Here is a 24,897-nt window from a genome sequence, read left to right as displayed (position 1 = left end):
GGTCAGGATGAATGAACATCCGGCTGCGGTGACGCAGCCGGATTTTTTGTCTGCGAGAACACCTACAGCGCCGTGCGTCTTTTTAGACGCACAAAGGACGCTGTAGCACTTCGAATTGCTGCATGTTTTTATCCTTAAATCGGTTCCGATTTTAGGAAACATGCAGCAGAGCGGGATGCCGAAAAGCGTGCGCGGTTTTCGAGCGACACCCCCGCTCTAACTTTTTGATCTAAAGCCGGATGATTCGGCGCTGAGCGGCGTAGGCCTCAAGACGGGGCGCTCCTTGCCGCCACGGCCTCCCGTAGCAAGCCCACGAGGTAAAGCGATCCGGTCACCAATATCCACGAGCCGGTCTTCAACGCTTGCTCACAAGCACGCTCAAACGCCTGCATGGGATCGGGGACCACTTCGCTCGGCATGCCAAGTGTTTGCGCCAAGTCCCGAAGTTCATCCGGCGAACGGGTCCGCCCTGCCGTCGGAAAAGCGGTAAAAATGGCGGTGACCGGATGGTGAGACATGGCCGTAAGAAATCCCGCGGCGTCCTTGTCTGCCGCAAGCGCGACAATCGAGATGCAGGATCTTCGCAAGTCGGGCTGTGAAGCGAGATCATTCAAAACTGCCTCGAGATTGAACGGAACATGGGCGCCGTCGAGGATCACGGGCACGCGACGCCCCTCGCCGGCGCTGTTGCGAATTTCGATGTCAAAGCGTTCAAGCCGGCCCGGCAATCGGGCCTTTGTTCGTGTCGCATCGTTAAGCAGCCATGCACCGAGGGGCTTATCTTCAAGAGATGAAGATCGCGTGTGTAAGCCCTGCTGACCCAGTATATCGAGCGTCAGACCAGCCAGGGCCGCATTCCTGTCCTCTATCGTCGGATGGTCCGGCAAAATGGGACGATATATCTCGCAATCAAGTTCTTTAGCCCGCTCCTCAACGACGCGACCGGCTTCATCGGTTGCGGCGAGAGAGGTGACGACGGCTTTTCGCGGTTTGATGATTCCTGCCTTTTCGCGGGCAATCGCGGCCCGCGAGCTTCCCAAAACTTCCGTATGCTCCAGTTCGATATTGGTGATAATGGCAATCTCGCCGTCCACGATATTGGTCGAATCCAGCCGCCCTCCAAGCCCTGTCTCGATGACGGCCCAGTCGATGCCGGCTTTGTTGAATATGAGAAAAGCAGAGACGGTCAGGATATCGAACCATGTTGCCGACTGCGCCGGCGTTCCCTCTCGCAATGCCTCTCGATAGGCTGCCAGGGACTGCACGATTGCCTCGCCGAGGATCTCCTCCTCTACAAGTAGTCCGTTCAGGCTGACACGCTCGGTAATGTGCTCGACATGTGGAGAGGCGTAACGACCCACGCGATATCCGGCATTATCAAATGCGGCCTCGAGTAATGAGCAGGTGGACCCCTTCCCTTTGGTGCCCGCCACCTGGATCGAACGAAAGGCTCTGTGTGGATTTCCAAGGCGCTTGGCGAGATCGTCAGCGGGTTCGAGACCAACCCGCATCAATCCGCGTGGTCTGCGTTCCCAATCTGTTAGTTCATTGAGCTCCGCGAGGGCTTCGGCCAGCTTCCGGTTTTGGATTATCTTCCTCATTGGGCACCAACGTGAAAATCTAAGTTTCGGCCCCGGCGCCGCTGCGCTCACCGGCGGCTACCCATTCGCCAGTCCCGCAGCCCCTTTACATCTATCATGCGAGTTGCCCGCTTAACCAGCCATCCCGCACGAGAGATCGACGGTGTCGGCCGTACTCGCATTTCGATTCAACAAGCTTCAAAACTGATTCCGAAAACTCGGGCAAATGATTGAACAGGCCTCTATTTCAGCCAAGAACCGATGCGTTCCACTGCCTCTTCGATCTCGGCATTGGAGCCCGCATAGGAAAAGCGCATGGTTCGGTGGCCTTCGAGCGGGTCGAAATCGAGACCCGGCGTTGCGGCGACATTGATCTCGGCCAGCATGGTCTTTGCGAATTGCATGCTGTCATTTGTGAAGCGGGTGACGTCTACATAGGCGTAAAAGGCGCCATCCATCGGCGAGGCGATGGAGAGCCCGATCTCCGGCAGTCGCTTCATCAGGAAATCGCGGTTGGCGGCATAGCTCGCCTTGTAGACGTCGAGCTCGGCAGCCGCACCGAGAGCGGCCGTCGCGGCGATCTGGGAGAGTTCCGGGGGCGAGATGTAGAGGCTCTGCGCCACGCGCTCGATCGGCCGAACAAGCCGTTCCGGCAGGACCATCCAGCCGATGCGCCAGCCGGTCATGCAGTAGTATTTCGAGAAGGAATTGATGACGACTGCCTCGTCCGTCAGTTCCAGCGCGCTGGTCTCCTCGCCCGAGAAGGTCAGCCCGTGATAGATCTCGTCCGAGATGAAGGCGATGGAATTGGCGGCACAGTAATCGGCGAGTGCCCGCAATCCGTCGCGGCCGGTCACGGTCCCCGTCGGGTTGGCGGGGCTTGCCAGCAGAACGCCCTTGAGGCGCACGCCACGTTCGTTCTGCGCCGCCTCCAGCCCCTCGGGCGTCAACGTGAAATGTGCCTCGGCCGTCACCGGCACCTCGATGACCTTCAGCCCCAGCGCGCCAAGAATATTGCGATAGGCAGGATAACCCGGCCGCGCAATCGCAACGGCATCGCCTGCATCGAAGAGCGACAGGAAAGCAAGATTGAACCCGGCCGAGGAACCCGTAGTGATCGCAATGCGCATGGGATCGATATCAAGCCCATGGCGGCTGCGATAGTGACTAGCAAGCGCTTGCTTGAGCTTCACCGTGCCTAGCGCATCCGTATATCCGATCCGGCCCTCGGCGAGTGCCATGCGCGCCGCCTCCAAGGCGGCCTGTGGCGCTGGATGGGACGGCTGGCCGACGGCCATCGAGATGACGGCATGGCCTGCGACCCGCCGTCTCGTTGCCTCCGCCAGAACGTCCATGGCGTGGAAAGGCTCGACTTCGCTGCGTTTGGAGGTGGAAAACAAGAGCAATTCTTTCTATTAATTCTCTTCCAACAGAAGGCATCACTGGACAATTGCCGCAATAACAGCCTCTTCACAATCCCGCGATTGCGCGGTACTTGCGAAAATTCCCATATCGGTAATGAAGGGCTCAGCCTAATATCCCGCACCGAATTGCCGGATTTTAACCCGACGATGGTATTGCGGACACAGAAATCCCACGATCAGATGACGAGGACACTATGACGTTTTTTCCGAAAACCCTGCTCACGCTTTCCGCTCTGGCCTTTGCAGGTTCGATCGCCATGTCCTCCCCCGCCGCTGCTCTCGATGCGAAGCAGAAGAAGGAATTCGGGGAATTCATCAAGCAGTATCTGATCGAAAATCCGGAAATCATGTTGGATGTCCAGGCAGCGCTCGAGAAGAAGCAGGAAGCGGCTCGGCTCCTTCAGTCGAACAAGGCGATCAGCGAGAACAAGTCGGCAATTTTCGATGCCAAGTACGATATGACGCTCGGCAATCCAAAGGGTGACGTCACCATCGTCGAGTTCTTCGACTACAATTGTGGATATTGCCGCCATGCACTGAGCGACATGGATACACTCCTTCAGAACGACAAGAATATCCGCTTCGTGCTTAAGGAACTCCCGATTCTTGGCCCGGATTCGGTCGCCGCACACAAGGTTTCGGCTGCATTCCGCATATTGGCGCCCGAGAAATACGGCGACTTCCACCGTGCGCTCCTCAGCAGCGATGGTCGCGCCTCGGAGGAAAGCGCCTTGGAAGTTGCGACCTCGCTCGGTGTCAGCGAAGCCGATATCCGCAAGGAAATGGCCGCGAACCCCAGCGACGCGTCCGTCAAGGAGACCTATAAGCTGGCGACGACCCTGGGGCTTACCGGTACGCCGTCCTATGTCATTGGCACCGAAGCCGTCTCCGGTGCCGTCGGCGCCGATGTGCTTGAACAGAAGGTCGAGAACGTGCGCGCCTGCGGCAAGACCACCTGCTGATCGCAGCACTCATCAAATCGCCCGAATCGGAGTGTTCTGACAGCTTCGACATGTGCGCCGCTCGCCAAAGGATTTCCCTGATCTCCTTGGGAGTTAGAGCAAAGAATGGTTCCATCGGATCATTCTTTGCTCTATAGCTTGCGCTCAACTTTCGACGGAACATCCGATGACGCAAACCATCTTCGTCCTGAACGGACCCAATCTCAATACTCTGGGCAAGCGCGAGCCTGGCATCTATGGCGGCAAGACGCTGAAGGATATCGAGGCGGATTGCCGGATGGCAGGACAGGAACTGGGTTTCGATATCGATTTCCGGCAAAGCAATCACGAAGGCGTTCTGGTCGACTGGCTGCACGAAGCCGACGATCGAGCCATCGGCGTTGCGATCAATCCGGGGGCTTATGGGCACACGTCGATTGCCTTGCACGATGCCATCCGGGCAATTTCCATTCCGGTAGTGGAACTCCACATCTCCAATATCCACGCGCGGGAAGAATTCCGCCACAAGTCGATGATCGCGCCTGCGGCAAAGGGCATGATCTGCGGCTTTGGCCCCTATAGCTATATCCTGGCGCTCAACGCGCTGAAGAACATCACCAGATAAGAAGAAGACAGGGCAAATATCCATGGCTGATAAAAAATCGGGTATCGACCAGGCTTTGATTCGCGATCTCGCGAATATCCTCAACGATACGGATCTGACGGAAATCGAGGTCGAGCAGGAGGATCTGCGCATCCGCGTCTCGCGCGCCGGAACACCGCAATTCGTCCAGGCGCCGATCGCCGCCCCGGCCGCGTTCGCACCCATGCCGAACACAGCACCCGCAGCCGCCGCCAATCCGGCAGCCGCCAGCGGCCGCAATCCGGAGAACGTCGTCAGCGCCCCCATGGTCGGCACCGTCTATCTCGCTCCGGCGCCAGGCGCTCCCCCCTTCATCGAAGTGGGCTCGACTGTCAAGGAAGGCCAGACGCTCCTGATCATCGAGGCGATGAAAACGATGAACCAGATTCCGGCGCCACGCTCCGGCATGGTCACTGAAATCCTCGTCACGGATGCCCGCCCCGTTGAATACGGCGAAGCCCTTGTCGTCATCGAATAGGCCTTCGCTCATGATTTCGAAGATTCTCATAGCCAATCGCGGGGAAATCGCCCTTCGCGTGCTGCGCGCCTGCAAGGAGCTCGGCATCGCAAGCGTCGCGGTTCATTCCACCGCGGATGCGGATGCGATGCATGTGCGGCTTGCGGACGAAAGCGTGTGCATCGGTCCGCCGCCCTCCCGCGACAGCTATCTCAACATCCATCAGATTGTCGCGGCCTGCGAGATCACTGGCGCTGACGCCGTGCATCCGGGCTATGGCTTTCTTTCAGAGAATGCGAAGTTCGCCGATATTCTCGAGGCCCATGGCATCACCTTTATCGGTCCGACGGCGGAACATATTCGTCTCATGGGCGACAAGATTACCGCCAAGACGACCGCGCAGGAGCTTGGCATCCCGGTCGTCCCAGGGTCGAACGGCGAAGTCAAGGACGAGGCGGACGCCATCAGAACGGCCGCGGAAATCGGCTATCCGGTCCTGATCAAGGCAACCGCCGGCGGTGGCGGACGCGGCATGAAGGTCGCTCGCTCTCAGGAAGACCTGATCGGAGCCTATTCGACGGCACGTGCGGAGGCGGGTGCTGCCTTCGGCAACGATGCGGTCTACATGGAAAAATTTCTCAGCCAGCCGCGTCATATCGAAATTCAGGTGTTCGGCGACGGTGAAGGCAACGCCGTTCATCTTGGCGAGCGCGACTGCTCCTTGCAGCGCCGCCACCAGAAGGTCTGGGAAGAGGCGAATTCTCCGGCGCTCAATGTCGAACAGCGCATGAAGATCGGCCAGATCTGCGCCGATGCCATGAAGAAGCTGAAATATCGCGGCGCCGGCACAATCGAATTCCTCTACGAAAACGGCGAGTTCTATTTCATCGAAATGAACACCCGTCTGCAGGTGGAGCATCCGGTGACTGAAGCCATCACCGGCATCGACCTCGTGCACGAGCAGATCCGAGTCGCCTCCGGCGGTGGCCTCTCCGTCACGCAGGACGAGATCCACTTCCATGGCCATGCCATCGAATGCCGTATCAATGCCGAGGACGCCCGCACTTTCGTGCCGTCGCCCGGCACGATCACACATTTCCATGCCCCGGGTGGCCTCGGCGTGCGCATCGATTCCGGTGCTTATCAGGGCTATAAAATTCCGCCCTACTACGATAGCCTGATCGGCAAGCTGATTGTCCACGGCCGTACCCGAGTCGAATGCATGATGCGGCTTCGCCGTGCACTCGATGAATTCGTGGTCGATGGCATCAAAACCACGCTGCCGTTGTTTCAGGAACTGGTGTCAAATCAGGACATAGCCAACGGTGATTATGATATCCATTGGCTGGAGCACTATCTGGCCAACCATCCGGCATAGGACGAGAATGGCAGGATCGCGCAGAAAGTCGCCAGGCATTACTCCGGAGATCTTGCTGCGCGCCTATTCCATCGGTCTCTTTCCGATGGCCGAATCGGCAGACGACCCGGAAATCTTCTGGGTCGAGCCGGAACTTCGCGGCGTCATACCGCTCGGCGATTTCCATGTCTCGAAGAGCCTCGCCAAGGCAATTCGCCAGAAGCCGTTCGATGTCCGCTTCGACACGAACTTCGACGGCGTCATCGCCGCCTGCGCGGAAGCGACGTCGGATCGGCCGAGCACCTGGATCAATCAGACCATCAAGGGACTCTATTCCACCCTGCATCGCATGGGACATGCCCATTCGGTCGAAGCGTGGGAGGGCGAGAAACTTGTCGGCGGACTTTACGGTGTATCGCTGGGATCCGCCTTCTTCGGGGAAAGCATGTTTTCCCGCCGGACCAACGCTTCGAAGATCTGTCTCGTCTATCTGGTGGAGCGCCTGCAGAAGAAGGGCTTCACGTTGCTTGACACGCAGTTCACGACCGAGCACCTGAAGACTTTTGGCGCGATCGATGTCCCCAAGGACGATTATGCCCGCCTGCTTGCCGCGGCCATGGAGACGCCGCATGTCGATTTCGGATAGTTGCCAATAAATCTTGCCCTGCATCGACATCCGACACGTACGGGCAAGGGCTGGCTTCCCAAGAGATCACGGCCAACAGAACGACGGCGGCAAGAAGCTTCCAGCAGCAAGACCCTTTTACCTGGGCGCGTTACTGGCCAGATGCCTTTGCGTTGTCCGGCGGCGGGACGTCGGAATTTTGCTTGCAGTCCTTCAGCCAGACATCATAGATCGGATGTTCTACCGCGTTGAGGCCGGGACTGTCGGCGAACATCCAGCCCGTGAAAATACGGCGAATCTTGCGGTCGAGAGTGATCTCGTCGACTTCCACGAAGCCGTCAATCTTCTGCGCTTCAGCCTGATCGCGGGAATAGCAGGCCTTTGGCGTCACTTGCAGCGCTCCGAACTGCACCGTTTCGTCGACATAGACGTCGAAAGTAGTAATGCGGCCGGTAATCTTGTCGAGACCGGAGAAGACGGCGACAGGATTTTCGATGCGAGCTGCCTGAACCGCACCAGGCAGTAGCGACGCAGAAATAGCCGAAAACATCAGCAGTGACGTCGTCCCGGCAGCACGCAGGAAAGATTTCCGCGTGAAAAACTTCATATCCACCCTTCTCCAGCGCATTTCATCTCAGACCGCGAAATTGACGGCCAACCTGCGGGTAAAGGTCAATTATGGCCAAAAGCGGAGTCGCAGGACTCCGATCAATTTCCCGGAGTCCAGGCATCGTAATCGCCAGTTACCCTCGGGCGCTCACCGGGAACTGCCAGCGAACCCGGCGGACGGTAAGCCTGCGGCGATCCCGTCAGATTGGGGCGGTGCGACTTCTGCCACTCCTTGGCGACGTAATTATCCTGCGACGGCGGAACATCGGTGCGATGGTGCATCCATCCGTGCCAGCCCGGTGGGATGGCAGACGCTTCGGCGTAGCCGTTATAGATCACCCAACGCTTGGGCAGGCCATACGAGGACTTGCCGCCTTCGTAATAGACATTGCCGAACTCATCCTCTCCGACGCGCTTGCCAAAACGCCAGGTCGCCAAACGCGTCCCCATCGTCTGACCATTCCACCAGGTGAAGGTTTGCACCAGAAGATTCCACATGTCTTTTCCTTGTGCTCGCCCATGGCGAGCGAAACCAGAATTCGTTCCTTCGCTTATGCCGCCTGGTAAGTGGATTGTCCAGTGTTTCCCGGCGGAAAGCCCTTCATTTCAAGACCATCTTGAAGCCAAGATGACTCGGCTGAAAACCCAGTCTTTCATAGAAGCGGTGAGCGTCCTTGCGCTTCACGTTCGATGTCAGCTGCACAAGCCGGACATCGCGGCGTTTTGCCTCGTCGATACAGAAATCGATCATGCGTGCGCCAATACCCTGCCCGCGCAGATCCGATCGCGTCTGCACGGCCTCGATGATCATCGAGGCCGAACCCCGACCGGTCAGTGCGGTGATGAACATCGTCTGGAACGTTCCGACGACCTCCCCATCACGCTCGGCGACATAGAGGGTCTGATCCGGCGACGCCTCGATTATGGCAAATGCCCGCTCGTAGTCTCCAAAGGCGGCCGGGTCAGTCGTGTCACCATGCCCGCCGACCGCATCCTCCGCAAACATGGCCACAAGGGCCGCAAGATCCCCTATGCGCGCTTCGCGTATGAGAATATCCATTTCCGGCAAACTTTCTTCCTCGGCTCGAATCAGCCGCCTACGCCTGCGGCTGCTCACCAGCCAATGCTTTTTCGAATATCAACGCCGGAATGCCCGACTGGCCCTCGCCGCAGTTTTCCGTCCTGCCCACTTCTACGAAGCCGTGAGCCCTGTAAAAAGCTATAGCACCTTCGTTATTGGGTTCGACTTCAAGGCGCATGATCTCGGCGCCGGGAAAGCAGGTTTCAAGTTCTGCGAAAATATCCCGCCCGATGCCCTGCCGCTGAAGGGACGGACGGACATAGAGCATGTACAGCATGACGGTCTTGGTCATCTGATCCGACATAGCGGCATAGCCCATGCCGCCGATGTTGTGGCCATCGTCCGCGACCAGGAATTCAGCATTTTTCCTGATCAGCCGCGCCTTGAGCGCTGCAAGCGAATGCCACGACGCATGCAGCTCATTCACCTTGTCAGAGCCGTAGAAGCCATCGTAGATCGCATGCCATGTCTCGGCCAGGAGAGCGCGAACCTTCTCCAGATCGCGCTCGCTCGCCGTACGGACGAAATACAAGTCCTTATTCCTCGATACCGAGCTTGGCCTTGACGAGGGCCTGAACTGCCTGTGGATTTGCCTTGCCGCCAGTCGCCTTCATCACCTGACCGACGAACCAGCCGGCAAGTGTCGGCTTGGCCTTGACCTTGGCAACCTGATCCGGGTTGGCGGCGATGATCTCGTCAACCGCTTTTTCAATCGCGCCGGTATCCGTTACCTGCTTCATGCCGCGGGATTCAACAATTTCGGCCGGATCGCCACCTTCGTTGAGCACGATTTCGAAGAGATCCTTGGCGATCTTGCCGGAGATGGTTTCAGCCTTGATGAGATCGATGATGGCGCCGAGCTGCGCGGGCGAAACTGGTGTCTCTTCAATGCTTTTGCCGGTTCTGTTCAAGGCGCCCAGCAAGTCGTTGATGACCCAGTTCGCAGCCGCCTTGCCGTCGCGGCCGGCAGCGACGGCCTCGAAATAATCGGCGATCGCCTTTTCCGAAACCAGCACTGAAGCATCATAAACCGAAAGGCCAAGCTCGCGCACGAAGCGCACCTTCTTCTCGTCCGGCAATTCCGGCAGATGGGCTTCGAGATCCTTGATGAAGGCGTCATCGAATTCCAGCGGCAGCAGGTCGGGATCGGGGAAATAGCGGTAGTCGTGCGCATCTTCCTTGGTACGCATGGAGCGCGTTTCGCCCTTGTTCGGGTCGAAGAGGCGCGTCTCCTGATCGATCACGCCGCCATCCTCCAGGATGGCGATCTGGCGCCGGGCCTCATATTCGATCGCCTGGCCGATGAAGCGGATCGAGTTGACGTTCTTGATTTCACAACGCGTACCGAAGGGTTCGCCCGGGCGGCGAACGGAAACGTTGACGTCGGCGCGCATTGAACCTTCGTCCATGTTGCCATCGCAGGTGCCGAGGTAGCGGACGATCGAGCGCAGCTTGGTCATATAGGCCTTGGCTTCGTCCGACGAGCGCATATCCGGCTTGGACACGATCTCCATCAGCGCGACACCGGAGCGGTTCAAATCCACGTAGGACATGGTCGCATGCTGATCATGCATGGATTTGCCCGCATCCTGCTCCAGGTGAAGGCGCTCGATGCCGATTTCGATATCCTCGAACTGGCCCTGGCGATCCGGGCCAAGCGAGATGACAATCTTTCCTTCGCCGACGATCGGATCCTTGTACTGCGAGATCTGATAACCCTGCGGCAGGTCGGGATAGAAATAGTTCTTGCGATCGAAGACCGAGCGCTTGTTGATCTTGGCCTTCAGTCCAAGCCCGGTACGCACGGCCTGCTTGACGCATTCCTCGTTGATCACGGGCAGCATGCCGGGCATGGCGGCATCAACGAGCGAGACGTTCGAATTCTGCGGCTTGCCGAATTCCGTCGAGGCTCCGGAAAAGAGCTTCGAGTTGCTCAGCACCTGGGCATGGACTTCCATGCCGATGATGACTTCCCAGTCGCCGGTGGCGCCGGGAATGAAGCGTTTCGGATCTGGCGTACGGACGTCAACAATGGTCATGAAATGCTCTTGGATGGGCTGTTCTTCTTTATTTGTGAGGTAGAGCAAATGATGGCACGGCGCAAGACTTTCGCCGGAGAGCCATGCATCTGAAGCGTTCAGATACTGGGGCCATAGGTGCCGTTATCGTCAGACACCAGCTGCTTGACAAGACCAACGGAGGGAACATCGCGATCGAGCTTCGGCGAGTAGGCAACTGACAGCCACTGGATTGCATAGCCATGCTTGCGGAAGAATTCGATCGCTTCAGCATTCGCTGAATGCGTCTGCAGCGCAGCCTTCTCGAATCCCTGCCCGGCGATGTCCTTCTCGATCCGCTCGAGCAAGGCCGAGCCCAGGCCCTGACGCAGATGAGAAGGGGCGATCCAGAAGTCGGAGATGTTTTCGTCCAGCGCCTCGCGTGCGGCCCAGCCGGCAATGACCCCATTCTGCTCGACCACCGTAATGGTCAGCCAGGCGCTTTGCGTAAAAGTCTTGAAGGCGTTGCCGGCAGCCTCGAGCAGAGTATCGGTCTCGCCGATTGCCGCCATTGCCCTTTGCCAGGCACGAAGCCCGATTTCGGTCAATAAATCCGCTTCGCCTTCCCGTGCGTTGCGTATCTGGATCATGGCGCCCCCGCGTTTGATCGCAGTAAAACATTGCGGAGTTTGATTTTCCAGCCCCGCCGAGCAATCACAGGCGCGGGTTATTAGCCGCTTTATTGAAGCACCCCATAGGCTTGACCGCGTTTTGGCGCTCTTCTATGGATGGCCATCCACGGAGCTTTTATGTCCAACTTGCCTGAGACCCGGTAAAGGCCCTGCCCGCAGATCCTGTCTGCGCGCATGGGCCGGAGAAAACGAAGCCCTGACGTTCAGCCGAACGTCAGATCGTTTTTGTGCGCCCCGCGATGGGCGCGAACCGGATTTTCACGACAATGGATATCTCACGCGCTGAACAGCGTATTCTCCACCTGTTGGCACAGGGCGGCCGCATCGAACTCGAACGCGACGACAGAAAGAAAATCGGTATCGTTCGCTGCTTTACCCGCGACGGCTGGCTCTATCCCGGCTTCGACTTGGAACTCTTCCGCAAGCTCAAACGGCTGAAGGCGATAAAATCATCGTCCGGACAGCCTTACCGCATCACGGAACGGGGACTCCGACTCGTGCGGGCACAACTCGACAATCGCTGACCTCGTTTGGCGCCGTCCGGCTTAGAGCGGTTCAGCTTTTCATGAAGGCCATGAAGCGCAGAACCGCTCTAAGCTCTTTGATCTTTTCGCAATCCCGGACGGAAAACCGCTTCGCACTTTCCTGGGATTGCTATAGGACGGCGCCACGCCGCACGCTCACGCGTTCATTCCCCCATCGACGGCGATCGACGCACCGGTAATGAAGCGCCCACCGGAGCCGGCGAGATGGGTCACGGTTGCTGCGATATCTTCCGCCTTTCCGTAATGACCGAGCGCGATCAGCTTTCGTGAAGCATCCGCGCGATCGCTGTCGGCGGGATTCATATCGGTGTCCGTCGGACCCGGATCGATATTGTTGACCGTGATCCCGCGCTTTCCAACATCCCGGGCAAGCCCGCGTGCAAAGCCACCAAGAGCGGCCTTCGTCATGGAGTAGAGCGTCAGTCCCGGGCCTGGCACATGATGCGCGAGGCAGGATCCGATCGAAATGATGCGCCCACCTTCTCCCATGTGATTCAATGCCGCCTGCGAGGCCACAAATACAGATTTCACATGGATTGCCAGCATGGTGTCGATCTCCTCGACCGTGACTCTCTCGGGCGGCGAAGCGGCAAATATGCCGGCATTATTCACAAGGATATCGAGGCGCCCCAGGACTCTGACCGTTTCATCGACGGCCGCCCTCGCCGCCGCCACATCCGCGGCATCGGCCTGTATGGCCAATCCTCTTCGCCCCGATGCCTCAACGGCTGCCGTCACGGCGGCGGCCCGTTCCTTCGAATTTACATAGGTTATCGCGACATCCGCGCCCTTGTCCGACAGCGCCTTTGCGATTGCCGCACCTATGCCACGGCTTCCGCCCGTCACAAGAGCCACCTTCCCCAACAATTCCTGCATGAATCACCTATTAATATACCCATCGGTACATATTTCGTAACGACCTTGTGTCGGAGCGTCAAGCCTTTTATATACCTTGCGGTACAGAAAGGATGATGGATTGGCAGCACGAGGCAGACCCCGCGAATTCGACCGAGCGGAAGCGTTGTGGCAAGCAATGATGCTCTTCTGGGAACGCGGCTATGAAGGCACGACGATTTCGGACCTGATCGAGACCATGGCGATCAGTAAGCCAAGCTTCTATGCCGCCTTTACCAGCAAGGAAGAGCTCTTCAAGGAAACGTTAGCGCTTTATCGAACGACCGAGAACACTCCGGTACAGGCTGTCCTGGGCGAAACCCCCGGCGCAAAGGATGCGATCGCAGCGGCTCTGCTATCCTATATCAGGTCCTATACCGCACCTGACAAACCGCGCGGCTGCATGATCGTGCTGGCATCGCTTCTGGGGATCCCGGAAAATGCTGGAATCAGGTCGCTGCTGCGGGAGAGCCGCGAGCACAACGAGGACGAATTATGTGCGCGGATTGCGCGTGGCATCGCCGAGGGTGATGTTTCGGCACAGGCAGACGCCCGGCGCATGGCGATCTTCTATGCGACAATGATCGAGGGGCTTTCCATCCAGGCCCGCGATGGGGCCTCCTTCGAAAAACTCCAGCAGGCTGTCGATGGCGCCGTTGCCGCCTGGGATGTTCTTGTGGCGCCGCCGGACTAAGATCGTCGGGCAATCTCTCCGAACTTCAGCGCAATACTTTCTTCAGATGCACCTTTTGAAGAATGACGGCGAGCGCCTGGTCGTAGTCCTCTCCCCGCCAGACGATCTGAAAGCCGCAGCGCTCATATAGCCGGATCGCGCCGGAATTATTGGCGTGGGTGTCAATCCTCGCAGCCTTGATCCCGGAAGATGCCATCCTGGCGCATACGTGTTCGATCAGCATCGATCCGATTCCACGGCCCTGGTGCCCTGGGTCGACCCAGAGGTCCGATATGTGGTCCGGATGGTCCTCACGCGCGATCCAGCCGACGACGCAATCGTCAATTTCCGCAACGACGACTTCGCCTTTCGCGTTTGCAGGATAGATCGAGAACTCCCTGCGGGCAGCTTCGATGACCGCAGGGCTGGCGAAATTGGCATCCAAAGTACCGCTCGATCGCCAAGCGGCAAAACCGACCGAGGCGACGGATTCATGGTCGCCGACGGTCATGTCGCGCAATATGGGACCGCTTACCACCACTTCGCAGGTGTGAACCTGCCCGCTGCCTGCTCGATGATGTGAGCGGTCTTGAAGAGCGTCTCCTCGTCAAAAGCCCTGCCGATGAGCTGCAGGCCTAGCGGCAAGCCCTTCTGGTCAAGACCGGCGGGAACGGCAATGCCCGGCAGGCCGGCCATATTGACCGTCACCGTGAAGATGTCGTTGAGGTACATCTTGACCGGATCGGAAGCCAGATCCTCGTCGGCGACGCCGAAAGCAGACGATGGGGTTGCAGGCGTCAGGATGGTGTCGACACCGGCATCGAAGGCAAGCTCGAAATCGCGCTTGATGAGTGTGCGGACCTTCTGGGCGCGCAGGTAATAGGCGTCATAATAGCCGGCAGACAGCACATAGGTGCCGATCATGATGCGGCGCTTGACTTCCTGACCGAAGCCCGCAGCGCGCGTCTTTTCGTACATTTCGACGATGTCCCTGCCATCGACACGCAAGCCGTAGCGTACGCCGTCATAGCGGGCAAGGTTCGACGAGGCTTCGGCCGGCGCCACAATATAATAGGCCGGCAGCGCATATTTCGTGTGCGGCAGCGAGATGTTGACGATCTCGGCGCCCGCATCCTTGAGCCAGGCGATGCCCTGTTGCCAGAGCGTTTCGATCTCTTCCGGCATGCCGTCGACGCGATATTCATTCGGAATGCCGATCTTCATGCCCTTCAGCGACTTGCCGAGTGCCGATTCATAGTCCGGCACCGGCATGTCGACGGAGGTCGTGTCCTTGGCATCGACGCTCGCCATTGACTTCAGCAGGATCGCAGCGTCGCGAACATCACGGGCGATCGGACCGGCCTGGTCAAGCGAGGAGGCGAAGGCGACCGTCCCCCAGCGCGAGCAGCGGCCGTAGGTCGGCTTGATGCCGACAGTACCGGTAAAGGCGGCCGGCTGGCGGATGGAGCCGCCGGTATCCGTTGCAGTGGCGCCGGCGCAGAGATGTGCCGCAACCGCAGCGGCTGAACCGCCCGAGGAACCGCCCGGAACGAGCTGCTGGTTGGAACCGCGTGCGCGCCAGGGGTTGATGACCGGACCATAGTAGGAGGTTTCGTTGGAGGACCCCATGGCAAACTCGTCCATGTTGAGCTTGCCGAGCATGACGGCGCCATCGTCCCAGAGGTTCTGCGTGACCGTCGATTCGTAATGCGGCTCGAAACGATCGAGGATATGGCTGCAGGCCTGGGTATGAATGCCTTCCGTGGCAAACAGGTCCTTGATTCCGAGCGGAATGCCTTCGAGTGCCCCGGCCTTGCCACTGGCGATACGGGCGTCAGAGGCTTCCGCCATCTGCAGGGCCTTTTCCGGCGTGACCTTCACGTAGGCGTTGAGCTGGTCGTTGGCCGCCTCGATCGCGGAGATATAGGCTTCGGTCAGCTCAGTCGCGGTGATCTCCTTGGCGCGCAGCTTCTGGCGGGCTTCGGCAATGGTCAGGCTTGTAAGTTCACTCATATTGTTTCGCTTCACGTCTCGAAGAAGAGGACTGTGTGGTGTCGGAATGCGCAAGCGATCTCGGCGCGCCTATTCCACGACCTTGGGCACGAGGAAGAAATTCTGGTCGGTGATGGGAGCATTCGAAACGATGTCGGATGCCTTGCCGCCATCGGCAACCTCGTCGGTCCGCTTCTTCATCGCCATGGGCGTGACGGACGTCATGGGCTCGACGCCGGACACATCCACTTCGGAGAGTTGCTCGACGAAGCCGAGGATTCCGTTCAGCTCACCCATCATGCGTTCAGCCTCGTCTTCGGTGACGGCGATACGGGCAAGGCGCGCGACGCGCTTAACGGTGGCAAGATCGACGGACATGGCAAACTCCGGATGGGATTTTTCCTACCCGCTATAAAGGCCATGTCCGCCGCGTGCAACGGGGTATTGTTACAGCGAAAGGCTCTCGCCGGGCTTCGGCGTCTTCACCGCCGTCTTCGAACCCTCCATGCCGGAAACGAACTTTTCCGGAGTCTGGTCGATAATCGGGAACGTGCCGTAGTGGCAGGGCATGGCGGTCTTGAAATTGAAGAAACGCTGGCATGCGAGCGCTGCCACCGCACCTCCCATGGTGAAGCGATCCCCGATCGGCACGATGCCGATATCAGGCTGATGCAACTCGTTGATGAGGCCCATGTCCGAGAAAATGTCGGTATCGCCCATATGGAACAGCGTCGGCTCGTCGTCGAAATGCAGCATGAGGCCGTTCGGATTGCCCAGTGAGTGCGAGACACCATCCTCGGTGATCTGCGCTGATGAGTGAAGTGCATTGGTGAAAGTCGCCGAGAAGCCGCCAAGGGCCACGGTACCGCCGGTATTGCCCATTTCGAGCTTGGAAACGCCCTTGGTGGCGAGCCAGGATGCGAGGTCAGCATTGGCGAGAACGACCGCACCCGTTTCCTTGGCGATCGCGACCGTATCGCCGACATGATCGGTGTGACCATGGGTCAGCAGGATATGTGTGACACCGGATGTGACGTTCTTCGCATCGATGCCGGCAAAGGAGGAATTGCCGGTAAAGAACGGGTCAATAAGGATTCTTGCCTTGGCCGTCTCGATGCGGAAGGCGGCATGGCCAAGCCAGATGATCTTCATAAATCTGCTCCTTTGAACTTGATTTGAAACGTAGATCCGGTGTTACTGCGCCGCGCATCCCGATGAAGGCCGAGGGATGCAACAGCACTTTCGAGTCCACGCTTAGTCCTTCCGAAAATCGCTTCCGATTTTTCCGGGGTTATGCGCTAGGACATATCCGAAACCGGCACAAAGAAAAGCTGTGCGGGCTTCAATTTCTCTTGACGGGATGACATGTCGATGACGACGCTTACCATCGAAGAGCTTGCAACCGTGCTACAGCCTGGACAGCCCGTCGCCGGCCTCGATCTCGGCACCAAAACTATCGGTGTAGCGATGTCGGATCTCGGGCTCAGGTTCGCCACGCCAAGGCCGGTCATAAAGCGTGTCAAATTCACGATCGACGCCGAGGTGCTGCTCGCCTTCGCCGAAAAGGAAAAGATCGCGGCCTTCATCATCGGACTCCCCATCAACATGGACGGCTCGGAGGGGCCTCGCGTGCAAGCAACACGCGCCTTCGTGCGCAACATGGGCGAAAAGACCACCCTTCCCTTCATCTATTGGGACGAGCGCTTATCCACCGTCGCTGCCGAACGGGCGCTTCTGGAAATGGATGTCTCGCGCGCCAAGCGGGCCGAGCGTATCGATTCGGCCGCCGCAAGCTTCATCCTTCAGGGGGCGCTCGACAGGCTCTCCTTGCTGGCAAGATCGGCCACCAGGCCCGCCGACTGACGACCTCTCCACCATGCAGCAATCGCCTTGCGTTTGCGCAAGCCGATGATGGCGAAAACGATCAGGCTGTCGAACGCGATGGCGCGGGCCACCAGCGGGGGAATCGACTCGGGCGGAATGCCAAGCGCGTGGCCATAGACCTGGAAGACAAGGTCGTGCACCTGGCGTGAAAACATGAAGATACCGAAACTGATGTCGTAATAGGAAAGCCAATACCAGCCGCCGAGAAACAGGACAGGGCCGGCCCAGAAAATCAGAAACCACTTCATGCGGTTCTTCCTTAATTTTTTTGCACTGCGCCGCTGCCGGACAAAATCAACCAGTTCGGCAACGCCATGACACTCAAGACGAGCGCCGGCACTGCGATATTCAGGGCCAGCACTGCGAAAAACATCATCGCGAAGATCAGAAACGCCGCCTTTGCCAGTTTGGTTCCCATGATAGTGCGATCAGTACAATTGGTATCACCGGCACACTGGCCGGTTAACCAGCGGCACGCAACGTAAACCATTTGTTAAGGTTAACGGCAGACTCGACCGCTGTGGACAAGGCCTCCCCGCTTCCTCATCCCACTGGATGTTTCCTTAAATCGGGATCGATTTAAGGATAAAACATGCAGCAGTTCAAAGTGCTACAGCGACCTTTGTGCGTCTGAAAAGACGCACGGCGCTGTAGAAGGAAATTCAGCCGTAAACGCCGCGCACGAGCCGCTTGATCGCACCGGCCGCCTTCTCCCAATCCTTCGACATCTTCAACGTGAGACCCGCGCATTGACCACCGGTCGCGGCAGAGAGAACGAGGTGCTGAACGGCTCCGAACAGGACGGCGTTGACGGCGACGGTATCGACGCCCTTGGGCGGCATTAGCGAGCCGCGCATGCGTTCGAGCCATGCGGAAAGCGCCTTGGAGCGAGCCTCCGATAGCCGCCTCACCTGCTCCGTGCTTTCGGAAACCTCCCATGCAACGATACGACGCATGAGCGGATCGTGACGCAAGGCTTCGAGGAACAGAAGTATCAGCCGTTCCATCAGATCGCCGTAGGTCAAGAGAAACATGCCGCCGCTGTCTTCGGGAATATGATCCTTGACCCAGCTTCCAAGATCGGCGCCGATCGCTTCGACCAGACCGTCAAGACCCCCATAATAACGGTAGATCAACTGCTTGTCGCAACCGGCGCGCCGAGCCACGGCATTGATGCCGAAATTCTGAAACCCTTCCTCCGCCAGAAGCGATTTGGCCGCCACCAGGATGGCCCGCGCGGTGGCGGCTCGGTCCCGGATACGCTTCTCGGGTTTCGTCCCGAGATCAATCGGCTTTTCGAGAACCGCGCTTGCATTCGGCATTGTGTCGACCCCAGCTTGTCACCAACCGGCGATTAGCAGCGGTCATCAACCCCGACAATGGCGCCAGGCGCCATTGCTTCCAAACATTTGTGGATATTTGCATTTGTCGCGGCGCCCCAGAAGCGAATACCAGCGAAGATCCGAGCGCCCCGACACAACAGCTTCAAGTCGCCGGCGGATAGAGCAGATCGACGATGTAGCTGGCGTCGAAGCGGGAATCGAGCATGCCGTAGGTCGAACGCCAGCCACCGGCGAGCCTCGTTTCGATAAAGGCGTCGGCAATGCGCCCTGCCCCCAGCCGATAGAGTTCGGCCGCACCGGCTGCGAGCGCCAGCTGCTCGACGAGAAGCCGGGCAGCACCCTCGTCACGCTCGCAGAGTGCCATGGCGGCGCGCAAAACGTCTATGGTCTTCTTGCCGGCAGGTCCGAGATCGCGCGCAAGACCGGTAAAGACCGTTTCGAACAGGTCCTTGCCCCGGTTGAGGACGCGCAGGACATCGAGCGCCATGACGTTGCCGGAACCTTCCCAGATGGCATTGACAGGAGCTTCGCGGTAATGGCGCGCGATAGGACGCTCTTCGATGTAGCCACTGCCACCGATGCACTCCATCGCCTCATAGATCAGCGCCGGAGCGATCTTGCAGCACCAGTACTTGGCGACCGGCGTCATGACCCGGGCGAAAGAGGCTTCCTCGGCGCTACCGCGTGCCTTGTCAAAGGCATCCGCCAGCCGGAAGGACAGCGCCGTTGCCGCCGCGACGTCCAGCGCCATGTCGGCGAGCACGCGGGTCATGATCGGCTGGTTGACCAGCATCTTGCCAAAGACGCTGCGGCCGCGCGTATGGTGCACGGCTTCCGCAAGCGAAGCGCGCATGATGCCGGCAGAGGCAAGCGCGCAGTCGAGCCGAGTCAACGTCACCATGTCGAGAATGGTTCGAATACCAGCATCGGGAGCACCGAGAAGGAAGCCGAACGTGTCGCTGAACTCCACTTCCGAGGAGGCGTTCGAGCGATTGCCGATCTTGTCCTTCAGCCGCTGGAACTGCAGGCCATTGGCCGAACCATCCTCCAGCAGGCGGGGAACCAGGAAGCAGCCCATGCCTTCCTTGGTCTGCGCGAGCATGACGAAAGCATCACTCATCGGCGCCGACATGAACCATTTGTGTCCCGATAGCCTATAGATCCCTTCGCTGACCCTTTCGGCGCTTGTCTTGTTGGCGCGAACATCGGTTCCGCCCTGCTTCTCCGTCATGCCCATGCCGATAGTGACGGCAGTCTTCTGCATGGCCGGCTTGTTGGACGAATCATATTTGCGCGACAGGATCTTCGGCGCCCAATCCTTCTGCACGGCCGGAGAGGCGGAAAGCGCCGCCACGGACGCACTCGTCATCGTCAAGGGGCAGAGGTGGCCGCATTCGAGCTGCGCGGTCAGATAGAAACGCGCGGCGCGGATCTTGTGCGCCTTGTCCTTGGCCTCGGCATCGGCCTGCGGATCCCAGACTGAAGAATGCAGACCGACCGACATGGAGCGGCGCATCAAGGCGTGCCAGGCCGGATGAAACTCGACCACGTCGAGACGTTCGCCGCGCGGTCCATGGGTCCTGAGCTGCGGCGTGCCCTGGTTGGCCATGCGCGCGAGTTCCTGCGCCTCGTGCGAGGTCACATAACGGCCCATCTGCTCGAGATCCTCACGGGTCGCGCGCGGCAGCCCGGACGTCAGATCAACGATCAGGGGATCGGTGCGATAGGCGTTGATGCCGGACCAGAGGCTCGGCTGGTTCAGGTCGGCGAATTTGTCGTCAGTCCGGTTCGATTGAGTCATGAATTGCTTCTAGAGAAGAGGCTGTCAAAAGGAAACCGGAAGTTACGATTTCGCTCGTCTCTGCTCTAGCGGGATTCGTACGAAATTGCATGCGGACTTGCATCATTGTCTGCAGCACGCGCTTGCCGAGGACAGCCCCAGTCTTTATAGACCCGCTGACGACATTCAGAGGGCAGGTTCATGGTCTTCTTCCCCCACCGCCATCTCATCGGCATCAAGGGCCTTACCGAACAGGATATCACCTATCTTCTCGACAAGGCCGACGAGGCGGTCAAGATCAGCCGCCAACGAGAAAAGAAGACGTCCACCCTACGTGGTCTAACCCAGATCAATCTTTTCTTCGAGGCTTCCACGCGGACGCAATCCTCCTTCGAGCTTGCCGGCAAGCGGCTCGGCGCCGACGTGATGAACATGTCCGTCGGCAACTCGTCGGTAAAAAAGGGCGAGACGCTGATCGACACGGCAATGACGCTGAACGCGATGCGCCCCGACGTGCTGGTGATCCGGCATTCGAGCGCGGGAGCAGCCGCCCTCCTCGCCCAGAAGGTTTCCTGCTCCGTGATCAATGCCGGCGACGGCCAGCATGAACACCCGACGCAGGCCCTCCTGGACGCACTGACGATCCGCCGCGCCAAGGGCAAGCTTTCGCGCATCATTGTCGCGATCTGCGGCGACGTCCTTCATTCGCGCGTTGCCCGCTCCAACATCCTTCTGCTTAACGCCATGGGTGCACGGGTGCGCGTAGTGGCGCCAGCCACCTTGCTGCCGACAGGGATCGCCGAAATGGGCGTCGAAGTGTTCCATTCGATGAAGGACGGCCTGAAGGACGCCGATGTGGTGATGATGCTCAGGCTGCAGCGCGAGCGTATGTCCGGCGCCTTCGTGCCCTCGGTGCGCGAGTACTTTCATTACTACGGGCTCGACGCCGAGACATTGAAGGCGGCGAAGGAGAATGCGCTGGTGATGCATCCGGGCCCGATGAACCGCGGCGTCGAAATCTCCTCTGAAGTTGCCGACGGCCCGCAGAGCGTGATCGCCGAACAGGTTGAAATGGGTGTTGCAGTGCGCATGGCCGTCATGGAAGCCCTGCTCGTCTCGCAAAATCAGGGGCCGCGTGCATGAAGAAGTCGATCGTCCTCCAAAATGTCCGGATCGTTGATCCTTCGCGCAATCTCGACGAAATCGGAACGGTCGTCGTCGAGAACGGCGTTATCGCCGCCGCCGGCAAGGAGGCGCAGAACCAAGGGGCCCCCCAGGGTGCCGAAATCCGTAATTGCACGGGGCTCGTCGCCATTCCCGGCCTCGTCGATGCACGCGTGCATGTCGGCGAGCCAGGCGCCGAGCATCGCGAGACGATCGCTTCGGCGAGCCGCGCTGCGGCTGCCGGCGGAGTGACATCCTTCATCATGATGCCGGACACCGATCCGGTGATCGACGACATCGCCCTCGTCGAATTCGTCAGGAAGACGGCACGGGACCACGCGGTGGTCAATGTCTATCCGGCGGCGGCCATTACCAAGGGGCTCGCCGGCGAGGAGATGACTGAGATCGGCCTGCTCATGGAAGCCGGCGCCGTCTCTTTTACCGATGGCCGCTCCAGCGTCCATGACACGCAGGTGCTTCGCCGGGTGATGACCTATGCCCGCGAATTCGGCGCCATCATCTGCAGCGAGACGCGCGACAAATATCTTGGCGCCAATGGCGTCATGCATGAAGGCCTGCTCGCAAGCTGGCTCGGTCTTTCCGGCATCCCGAAGGAAGCGGAGCTGATCCCGCTCGAACGCGATCTCAGGATTGCGCAACTGACCCGTGGCAAATATCACGCCGCGATGATTTCCGTCCCCGAGTCCGTCGAGGCGATCGAACTTGCCCGCAGCCGCGGTGCGAATGTCACCTGCGGCATCTCAATCAATAATCTGGCGCTCAACGAAAACGATATCGGCGAATACCGTACCTTCTTCAAGCTTTACCCGCCGCTGCGTTCGGAGGACGACCGCACAGCCATGGTGGAGGCGCTTGCAAGCGGCGCGATCGATATCATTGTTTCGTCGCACGATCCGCAGGACGTCGATACGAAGCGTCTGCCATTCAGCGAAGCGGCGGACGGCGCCGTCGGTCTAGAAACCATGCTGGCGGCGGCGTTGCGGCTGCATCACAGCGGTCAGGTCAGCCTCATGCGCCTCGTCGATGCCATGTCGACGCGGCCGGCGCAGATCTTCGGGATCGAGGCGGGCACGCTCAAGCCAGGTGCGAAGGCGGATATTGCCCTGATCGATCTCGACGAGCCTTGGCTTGTGACGAAGGACATGCTTCTTTCGCGCTCGAAGAACACGCCTTTCGAGGACGCACGCTTCAGCGGGCGTGCCGTTGCGACCTATGTCGCCGGACAATGCGTGCATTCGCTCTGACAGCGTGAGGGAGACGATATCGTGGCTGGTTTCATGACATGGCAGATCACACTGCCGATTGCGCTCGCGGCACTCGCCATCGGCTATCTTCTCGGCTCCATTCCCTTCGGCCTGCTCCTGACCCGCGCCGCTGGCCTCGGTGATGTCCGCAAGATCGGCTCCGGCAATATCGGCGCGACCAATGTGCTGCGCACCGGCAACAAAAAGCTGGCAGCGGCTACGCTTCTCCTTGATGCCTTCAAGGGCACGGCGGCAGTTCTGATCGTCAATCATGCCTTCGGCGAAGAGGCCGCCGTCCTCGCGGGTTTTGCCGCCTTCGTGGGGCATCTCTTTCCGGTCTGGATCGGTTTCAAGGGCGGCAAGGGGGTTGCGACCTATATCGGCATCCTGCTCGGTCTTGCGCCGATCATGGTCGTGCTCTTCGGCGTCGTCTGGCTGGCGATCGCATTTACGACCCGCTACTCCTCGCTTTCCGCTCTGGTTGCAACTCTTGTCATTCCGGTTGCATTGTGGCTATTGGGTGCCGAGGAGATCGCCGCCGTCATGGCGGTCATGACGCTGATCTCCTGGTGGAAGCACAAAGCCAACATCGGCCGTCTGATGAACGGCACGGAAACCAAGATCGGAGCCAAGGGATAATGGACGCACGCAGCGCAAGGCCAGAGGGAGTTGCGCTGACGGAAAGGCAAAGAATTGCCTGGCTGCGCCTGATCCGCTCCGACAATATCGGTCCGGTAACCTTTCGCGATCTTATCCACCAATTCGGATCCGCCGAAACCGCGCTCGCCATGCTGCCGGAACTGTCCGCCCGCGGCGGCGCCACGCGGGCGATTCGGATAGCAAGCGAGGCGGAAGCGCTTCGCGAATTGGAAGCCGTTCGCAAATTTGGTGCCCGTTTCATCGGCATTGGCGAACCCGATTATCCATCCGCGCTCAGGCAGGTCGAGGGCGCGCCGCCTCTCATCACCGTCAAGGGCGATCTCGCGGTCGCCACCCGGCCCGCGGTCGGGATCGTTGGCTCCCGCAATGCCTCGATCAGCGGTGCGAAATTCGCAGCGATGATCGCGCGCGACTGCGGCAGAACCGGGTATGCGGTGGCCTCGGGCCTGGCGCGTGGCATCGACACGGCGGCGCATCGGGCAAGCCTCGAAACCGGCACGATTGCAGCGATGGCCGGCGGGCTCGATCAGCCCTATCCTCCGGAAAATCGGGCATTGCTCGACGAAATCTGGAACGGTAACGGGCTTGCCATCAGCGAAATGCCTTTCGGATGGGAACCGCGGGCGCGCGACTTTCCTAGGAGAAACCGGCTGATCGCGGGCATCGCGCTTGCGACCGTCGTCGTGGAGGCGGCGTTTCGATCCGGTTCGCTGATCACGGCGCGCCTTGCCGGCGAGTTCGGCCGGCTGGTCTTTGCGGTCCCGGGTTCGCCTCTTGATCCTCGCTGCCAAGGGACGAATGCCCTGCTGAAGGACGGCGCCTTGATCGTAACCAGTCCCCAGGATGTGATCGAGGCGCTGGCGCCGCTCTCGCAGCTCGACCTGTTTGCGACACTTGGCGCCGGGGAGCCCGATCGTCATGATGGAAGGTCACTTGCGCCGCCGGACGAATCCGAGCGGGTTCTCATTACCGATGCACTGGGCCCTACGCCCGTCGAGATCGATGACATCGTCCGCCATACCGGACTGTCGCCATCATCGGTCTATCTCATTCTTCTGGAGCTGGATATCGCCGGTCGGCTGCACCGCCACCCCGGCGGATTGATCTCGATTGTGATGGCGGATTGAGAACCGGACGCTCATGCCCGCCGCTTACGGACACCCCGAAAACAGAACGGCTTACGCTTTCCAGAAATTGCGATATCTTCACGCTCTCTCTACAGTTGCATTTCGGTGCATCACGCAAAAATGTGGCAAACCTCTTGACCGGAGCGATTTCCCCATCCATGTCG

29 protein-coding genes are annotated in these 24,897 nt (G+C 59.3%); 12 read left to right on the top strand and 17 right to left on the bottom strand.

Annotated elements, in window-relative coordinates; genetic code table 11:
• Nucleotides 1-266 precede the first annotated feature (266 nt).
• Together AAE029_RS25640 and AAE029_RS25635 are read right to left on the bottom strand one after the other, a co-directional pair.
• Nucleotides 267-1,601 carry a folylpolyglutamate synthase/dihydrofolate synthase family protein gene (locus tag AAE029_RS25640; RefSeq protein ID WP_371075725.1) on the bottom strand — a complete coding sequence of 445 codons (1,335 nt, stop codon included), beginning with the start codon at nt 1,599-1,601 and terminating at the stop codon, nt 267-269.
• A gap of 221 nt (nt 1,602-1,822) precedes the next feature.
• Nucleotides 1,823-2,980, bottom strand: a complete 1,158-nt coding sequence (locus AAE029_RS25635) for a pyridoxal phosphate-dependent aminotransferase (protein ID WP_371075724.1) — start codon at nt 2,978-2,980, stop codon at nt 1,823-1,825.
• Between the two features lie 218 nt (nt 2,981-3,198).
• Between AAE029_RS25635 and AAE029_RS25630 the strand changes: the two genes are divergently transcribed.
• The 5 genes from AAE029_RS25630 (at nt 3,199) to aat (ending at nt 7,048) form a co-directional block, all read left to right on the top strand.
• Nucleotides 3,199-3,966 carry a DsbA family protein gene (locus AAE029_RS25630; protein ID WP_371075723.1) on the top strand — a complete coding sequence of 256 codons (768 nt, stop codon included), beginning with the start codon at nt 3,199-3,201 and terminating at the stop codon, nt 3,964-3,966.
• 166 nt (nt 3,967-4,132) lie between these two features.
• Complete coding sequence (aroQ, locus tag AAE029_RS25625) at nt 4,133-4,570, top strand: type II 3-dehydroquinate dehydratase (protein ID WP_371075722.1); 438 nt, start codon at nt 4,133-4,135, stop codon at nt 4,568-4,570.
• A 22-nt stretch (nt 4,571-4,592) separates the two neighbouring features.
• Nucleotides 4,593-5,066, top strand: coding sequence for an acetyl-CoA carboxylase biotin carboxyl carrier protein (accB, locus tag AAE029_RS25620; RefSeq protein ID WP_371075721.1), 474 nt, complete (start codon nt 4,593-4,595; stop codon nt 5,064-5,066).
• 10 nt (nt 5,067-5,076) lie between these two features.
• Nucleotides 5,077-6,423, top strand: a complete 1,347-nt coding sequence (accC, locus tag AAE029_RS25615) for an acetyl-CoA carboxylase biotin carboxylase subunit (protein WP_371075720.1) — start codon at nt 5,077-5,079, stop codon at nt 6,421-6,423.
• Nucleotides 6,424-6,430: 7 nt separating this feature from the next.
• Entirely contained in the window at nt 6,431-7,048 is a 618-nt protein-coding gene (gene aat / locus AAE029_RS25610) for a leucyl/phenylalanyl-tRNA--protein transferase (protein WP_371075719.1), read from the top strand.
• Nucleotides 7,049-7,178: 130 nt separating this feature from the next.
• On the opposite strand, the gene AAE029_RS25605 is transcribed toward aat, so the two are convergent.
• The 6 genes from AAE029_RS25605 to AAE029_RS25580 form a co-directional block, all read right to left on the bottom strand.
• Nucleotides 7,179-7,634, bottom strand: a complete 456-nt coding sequence (locus AAE029_RS25605) for a DUF2155 domain-containing protein (RefSeq protein WP_371075718.1) — start codon at nt 7,632-7,634, stop codon at nt 7,179-7,181.
• Nucleotides 7,635-7,735: 101 nt separating this feature from the next.
• Complete coding sequence (locus tag AAE029_RS25600; RefSeq protein ID WP_371075717.1) at nt 7,736-8,134, bottom strand: NADH:ubiquinone oxidoreductase subunit NDUFA12; 399 nt, start codon at nt 8,132-8,134, stop codon at nt 7,736-7,738.
• A gap of 103 nt (nt 8,135-8,237) precedes the next feature.
• A complete protein-coding gene (locus AAE029_RS25595; protein ID WP_371075716.1) occupies nt 8,238-8,696 on the bottom strand; it encodes a GNAT family N-acetyltransferase in 459 nt (152 codons plus the stop codon).
• A 37-nt stretch (nt 8,697-8,733) separates the two neighbouring features.
• Nucleotides 8,734-9,249: a GNAT family N-acetyltransferase gene (locus AAE029_RS25590; RefSeq protein ID WP_371075715.1), complete on the bottom strand. Its 516-nt coding sequence runs from the start codon at nt 9,247-9,249 to the stop codon at nt 8,734-8,736.
• 4 nt (nt 9,250-9,253) lie between these two features.
• On the bottom strand, nt 9,254-10,756 hold the full coding sequence (gene gatB, locus AAE029_RS25585) for an Asp-tRNA(Asn)/Glu-tRNA(Gln) amidotransferase subunit GatB (protein ID WP_371075714.1): 1,503 nt from the start codon (nt 10,754-10,756) through the stop codon (nt 9,254-9,256).
• Between the two features lie 98 nt (nt 10,757-10,854).
• Entirely contained in the window at nt 10,855-11,364 is a 510-nt protein-coding gene (locus AAE029_RS25580) for a GNAT family N-acetyltransferase (RefSeq protein WP_371075713.1), read from the bottom strand.
• A gap of 308 nt (nt 11,365-11,672) precedes the next feature.
• Here AAE029_RS25580 and AAE029_RS25575 point away from each other — a divergent pair, with 308 nt between their 5' ends.
• A complete protein-coding gene (locus AAE029_RS25575) occupies nt 11,673-11,930 on the top strand; it encodes a YjhX family toxin (RefSeq protein WP_371075712.1) in 258 nt (85 codons plus the stop codon).
• A 156-nt stretch (nt 11,931-12,086) separates the two neighbouring features.
• On the opposite strand, the gene AAE029_RS25570 is transcribed toward AAE029_RS25575, so the two are convergent.
• Nucleotides 12,087-12,827: an SDR family oxidoreductase gene (locus tag AAE029_RS25570; RefSeq protein ID WP_371075711.1), complete on the bottom strand. Its 741-nt coding sequence runs from the start codon at nt 12,825-12,827 to the stop codon at nt 12,087-12,089.
• A gap of 100 nt (nt 12,828-12,927) precedes the next feature.
• Here AAE029_RS25570 and AAE029_RS25565 point away from each other — a divergent pair, with 100 nt between their 5' ends.
• Nucleotides 12,928-13,539 (top strand): TetR/AcrR family transcriptional regulator, encoded by a 612-nt coding sequence (locus AAE029_RS25565; RefSeq protein WP_371075710.1) that lies wholly within the window; start codon nt 12,928-12,930, stop codon nt 13,537-13,539.
• 25 nt (nt 13,540-13,564) lie between these two features.
• Here the strand turns inward: AAE029_RS25565 and AAE029_RS25560 are convergent, their stop codons facing one another.
• From AAE029_RS25560 to AAE029_RS25545, 4 genes are all read right to left on the bottom strand, one after another.
• Nucleotides 13,565-14,029 (bottom strand): GNAT family N-acetyltransferase, encoded by a 465-nt coding sequence (locus AAE029_RS25560; RefSeq protein ID WP_371075809.1) that lies wholly within the window; start codon nt 14,027-14,029, stop codon nt 13,565-13,567.
• Nucleotides 14,030-14,049: 20 nt separating this feature from the next.
• The gene (gatA, locus tag AAE029_RS25555; protein ID WP_371075709.1) at nt 14,050-15,531 is read right to left on the bottom strand and encodes an Asp-tRNA(Asn)/Glu-tRNA(Gln) amidotransferase subunit GatA; all 1,482 of its coding nucleotides are present in this window, start codon (nt 15,529-15,531) and stop codon (nt 14,050-14,052) included.
• Nucleotides 15,532-15,600: 69 nt separating this feature from the next.
• Nucleotides 15,601-15,888: an Asp-tRNA(Asn)/Glu-tRNA(Gln) amidotransferase subunit GatC gene (gatC, locus tag AAE029_RS25550; RefSeq protein WP_371075708.1), complete on the bottom strand. Its 288-nt coding sequence runs from the start codon at nt 15,886-15,888 to the stop codon at nt 15,601-15,603.
• A 69-nt stretch (nt 15,889-15,957) separates the two neighbouring features.
• A complete protein-coding gene (locus AAE029_RS25545) occupies nt 15,958-16,662 on the bottom strand; it encodes a metal-dependent hydrolase (RefSeq protein WP_371075707.1) in 705 nt (234 codons plus the stop codon).
• A 219-nt stretch (nt 16,663-16,881) separates the two neighbouring features.
• On the opposite strand from AAE029_RS25545, the gene ruvX reads away from it, so the two are divergent.
• Nucleotides 16,882-17,373, top strand: coding sequence for a Holliday junction resolvase RuvX (gene ruvX, locus AAE029_RS25540; RefSeq protein ID WP_371075706.1), 492 nt, complete (start codon nt 16,882-16,884; stop codon nt 17,371-17,373).
• Here ruvX and AAE029_RS25535 read toward each other — a convergent pair.
• From AAE029_RS25535 to AAE029_RS25520, 4 genes are all read right to left on the bottom strand, one after another.
• On the bottom strand, nt 17,313-17,642 hold the full coding sequence (locus AAE029_RS25535; RefSeq protein ID WP_371075705.1) for a DUF6105 family protein: 330 nt from the start codon (nt 17,640-17,642) through the stop codon (nt 17,313-17,315). The genes ruvX and AAE029_RS25535 overlap by 61 nt on opposite strands.
• Nucleotides 17,643-17,653: 11 nt before the next feature.
• Nucleotides 17,654-17,884 carry a hypothetical protein gene (locus AAE029_RS25530; RefSeq protein ID WP_371075811.1) on the bottom strand — a complete coding sequence of 77 codons (231 nt, stop codon included), beginning with the start codon at nt 17,882-17,884 and terminating at the stop codon, nt 17,654-17,656.
• A 172-nt stretch (nt 17,885-18,056) separates the two neighbouring features.
• Complete coding sequence (locus AAE029_RS25525; RefSeq protein ID WP_371075704.1) at nt 18,057-18,716, bottom strand: TetR/AcrR family transcriptional regulator; 660 nt, start codon at nt 18,714-18,716, stop codon at nt 18,057-18,059.
• A 163-nt stretch (nt 18,717-18,879) separates the two neighbouring features.
• Nucleotides 18,880-20,538: an acyl-CoA dehydrogenase family protein gene (locus AAE029_RS25520; RefSeq protein ID WP_371075703.1), complete on the bottom strand. Its 1,659-nt coding sequence runs from the start codon at nt 20,536-20,538 to the stop codon at nt 18,880-18,882.
• 180 nt (nt 20,539-20,718) lie between these two features.
• Here AAE029_RS25520 and AAE029_RS25515 point away from each other — a divergent pair, with 180 nt between their 5' ends.
• From AAE029_RS25515 to dprA, 4 genes are read left to right on the top strand one after another with little or no spacing between them, the layout of a single operon-like run.
• Entirely contained in the window at nt 20,719-21,660 is a 942-nt protein-coding gene (locus tag AAE029_RS25515) for an aspartate carbamoyltransferase catalytic subunit (RefSeq protein ID WP_371075702.1), read from the top strand.
• The gene (locus tag AAE029_RS25510) at nt 21,657-22,946 is read left to right on the top strand and encodes a dihydroorotase (RefSeq protein WP_371075701.1); all 1,290 of its coding nucleotides are present in this window, start codon (nt 21,657-21,659) and stop codon (nt 22,944-22,946) included. The genes AAE029_RS25515 and AAE029_RS25510 overlap by 4 nt, the downstream gene beginning before the upstream one ends.
• Before the next feature lie 33 nt (nt 22,947-22,979).
• Nucleotides 22,980-23,585: a glycerol-3-phosphate 1-O-acyltransferase PlsY gene (gene plsY / locus AAE029_RS25505; protein WP_371075808.1), complete on the top strand. Its 606-nt coding sequence runs from the start codon at nt 22,980-22,982 to the stop codon at nt 23,583-23,585.
• Nucleotides 23,585-24,733: a DNA-processing protein DprA gene (gene dprA / locus AAE029_RS25500; RefSeq protein WP_371075700.1), complete on the top strand. Its 1,149-nt coding sequence runs from the start codon at nt 23,585-23,587 to the stop codon at nt 24,731-24,733. Before plsY ends, dprA begins: the two co-directional genes overlap by 1 nt.
• The last annotated feature ends 164 nt before the right edge of the window (nt 24,734-24,897 follow it).

It is taken from the genome of Sinorhizobium sp. CB7 (genome assembly GCF_041357635.1).
Taxonomy (GTDB): Bacteria; Pseudomonadota; Alphaproteobacteria; order Rhizobiales; family Rhizobiaceae; genus Rhizobium.
This window is presented reverse-complemented; position numbering and strand designations above follow the sequence as displayed.

What these genes read in the sequence shown, in the direction of transcription:
- AAE029_RS25640 (WP_371075725.1), bottom strand. Translation starts at nt 1,601, where the DNA reads ATGAGGAAGATAATCCAAAACCGGAAGCTGGCCGAAGCCCTCGCGGAG.
- AAE029_RS25630 (WP_371075723.1), top strand. Translation starts at nt 3,199, where the DNA reads ATGACGTTTTTTCCGAAAACCCTGCTCACGCTTTCCGCTCTGGCCTTT.
- aroQ (WP_371075722.1), top strand. Translation starts at nt 4,133, where the DNA reads ATGACGCAAACCATCTTCGTCCTGAACGGACCCAATCTCAATACTCTG.
- accB (WP_371075721.1), top strand. Translation starts at nt 4,593, where the DNA reads ATGGCTGATAAAAAATCGGGTATCGACCAGGCTTTGATTCGCGATCTC.
- accC (WP_371075720.1), top strand. Translation starts at nt 5,077, where the DNA reads ATGATTTCGAAGATTCTCATAGCCAATCGCGGGGAAATCGCCCTTCGC.
- aat (WP_371075719.1), top strand. Translation starts at nt 6,431, where the DNA reads ATGGCAGGATCGCGCAGAAAGTCGCCAGGCATTACTCCGGAGATCTTG.
- AAE029_RS25605 (WP_371075718.1), bottom strand. Translation starts at nt 7,634, where the DNA reads ATGAAGTTTTTCACGCGGAAATCTTTCCTGCGTGCTGCCGGGACGACG.
- AAE029_RS25600 (WP_371075717.1), bottom strand. Translation starts at nt 8,134, where the DNA reads ATGTGGAATCTTCTGGTGCAAACCTTCACCTGGTGGAATGGTCAGACG.
- AAE029_RS25595 (WP_371075716.1), bottom strand. Translation starts at nt 8,696, where the DNA reads ATGGATATTCTCATACGCGAAGCGCGCATAGGGGATCTTGCGGCCCTT.
- gatB (WP_371075714.1), bottom strand. Translation starts at nt 10,756, where the DNA reads ATGACCATTGTTGACGTCCGTACGCCAGATCCGAAACGCTTCATTCCC.
- AAE029_RS25580 (WP_371075713.1), bottom strand. Translation starts at nt 11,364, where the DNA reads ATGATCCAGATACGCAACGCACGGGAAGGCGAAGCGGATTTATTGACC.
- AAE029_RS25575 (WP_371075712.1), top strand. Translation starts at nt 11,673, where the DNA reads ATGGATATCTCACGCGCTGAACAGCGTATTCTCCACCTGTTGGCACAG.
- AAE029_RS25570 (WP_371075711.1), bottom strand. Translation starts at nt 12,827, where the DNA reads ATGCAGGAATTGTTGGGGAAGGTGGCTCTTGTGACGGGCGGAAGCCGT.
- AAE029_RS25560 (WP_371075809.1), bottom strand. Translation starts at nt 14,029, where the DNA reads ATGACCGTCGGCGACCATGAATCCGTCGCCTCGGTCGGTTTTGCCGCT.
- gatA (WP_371075709.1), bottom strand. Translation starts at nt 15,531, where the DNA reads ATGAGTGAACTTACAAGCCTGACCATTGCCGAAGCCCGCCAGAAGCTG.
- gatC (WP_371075708.1), bottom strand. Translation starts at nt 15,888, where the DNA reads ATGTCCGTCGATCTTGCCACCGTTAAGCGCGTCGCGCGCCTTGCCCGT.
- AAE029_RS25545 (WP_371075707.1), bottom strand. Translation starts at nt 16,662, where the DNA reads ATGAAGATCATCTGGCTTGGCCATGCCGCCTTCCGCATCGAGACGGCC.
- ruvX (WP_371075706.1), top strand. Translation starts at nt 16,882, where the DNA reads ATGACGACGCTTACCATCGAAGAGCTTGCAACCGTGCTACAGCCTGGA.
- AAE029_RS25535 (WP_371075705.1), bottom strand. Translation starts at nt 17,642, where the DNA reads ATGAAGTGGTTTCTGATTTTCTGGGCCGGCCCTGTCCTGTTTCTCGGC.
- AAE029_RS25530 (WP_371075811.1), bottom strand. Translation starts at nt 17,884, where the DNA reads ATGGTTTACGTTGCGTGCCGCTGGTTAACCGGCCAGTGTGCCGGTGAT.
- AAE029_RS25525 (WP_371075704.1), bottom strand. Translation starts at nt 18,716, where the DNA reads ATGCCGAATGCAAGCGCGGTTCTCGAAAAGCCGATTGATCTCGGGACG.
- AAE029_RS25520 (WP_371075703.1), bottom strand. Translation starts at nt 20,538, where the DNA reads ATGACTCAATCGAACCGGACTGACGACAAATTCGCCGACCTGAACCAG.
- AAE029_RS25515 (WP_371075702.1), top strand. Translation starts at nt 20,719, where the DNA reads ATGGTCTTCTTCCCCCACCGCCATCTCATCGGCATCAAGGGCCTTACC.
- AAE029_RS25510 (WP_371075701.1), top strand. Translation starts at nt 21,657, where the DNA reads ATGAAGAAGTCGATCGTCCTCCAAAATGTCCGGATCGTTGATCCTTCG.
- plsY (WP_371075808.1), top strand. Translation starts at nt 22,980, where the DNA reads ATGACATGGCAGATCACACTGCCGATTGCGCTCGCGGCACTCGCCATC.
- dprA (WP_371075700.1), top strand. Translation starts at nt 23,585, where the DNA reads ATGGACGCACGCAGCGCAAGGCCAGAGGGAGTTGCGCTGACGGAAAGG.